The organism is Psychromonas sp. Urea-02u-13 (assembly GCF_002835995.1).
In the GTDB taxonomy this organism is placed as follows: Bacteria; Pseudomonadota; Gammaproteobacteria; order Enterobacterales; family Psychromonadaceae; genus Psychromonas.
In genome coordinates this window covers 1-983 of sequence record NZ_PJBZ01000211.1, presented here as the reverse complement: position 1 = coordinate 983, position 983 = coordinate 1, and the positions used below count along the sequence as shown (strand labels likewise).

The 983-nt window shown below is 39.0% G+C and carries 1 protein-coding gene; it reads left to right on the top strand.

Features of this window, described 5'->3' with window-relative positions:
* Positions 1 to 261 precede the first annotated feature (261 nt).
* Positions 262 to 983 (top strand): IS110 family transposase (locus CXF74_RS21440; RefSeq protein WP_157822520.1); only part of this gene is annotated, 722 nt, incomplete at its 3' end.

Below are 983 nucleotides of genomic sequence, written 5' to 3'. Positions count from 1 at the left end.
TTCCGTTTAAGTGCCTTATAGTAAGACCAATCCATTTATTTAATAAAGTAACTTATTATTATGTAAGTGGAACATGCTTCTGTTGGTTACGAATATTAAGTGCCAAACACAATAAATGTTTTTAACAAGACGTTCGAACCAACAGAACAACTCGCTTCAAAACGCATACTCAGGGATTGCCGACCACGACTATCTATAAGACCTGCGAGAAACGAGCTTTAAGCACATTCCATTGCTAACTTTACGCGGAGGAGCTTGAAAATGAAAGGATATAACGTTGATAATTTTGCAGTTTTAATCGGCATTGATTGGGCTGATACAAAACATGATATTTGTGAGCACCCAACTCATTCCAAAAAATACCACTATTCCATTATTAAACACAAACCCGAAGCATTACATGAGTGGGCAATGAGCCTTAAACAACGCTACCCCAATCAGAAGATTGCCATTGTTTGTGAACTTCAAAAAGGTCCATTAATTTATGCATTAGCTAAGTACAGCCATCTCACCTTATTTACAGTCAATCCTTCAACCGTGGCTAAATACCGAAAAGCATTCACCCCCAGTGGGGCCAAAGATGATCCCTCTGATGCACTAATAGAAGTTGAAATACTGACTCTACACATGGATAAATTAGCTGTCATTGAACCTGAATCAGCGGCGATACGATCACTTGCACAACTCGTCGAATATCGTCGTGGATTAGTGCAAAGTAGTGTCGATTTATCCAATAAAATCACTGCAACACTAAAGAACTATTACCCCCAAGCCCTTGAATGGTTTGGAGAAAAAGACACCATGATATTCTGCGATTTCATTGAAAGGTGGCCATCTCTCAGCAAAATAAAACGGGCTAGAAAACACACCCTATTAGATTTTTTTAACAGCCATAATTCACATTATGCTGATATAAATAACGCGCGTATAACGAGCATCAAAGAGGCGATGCCATTAACGGAAGATAAGGGGGTAATAGTGCC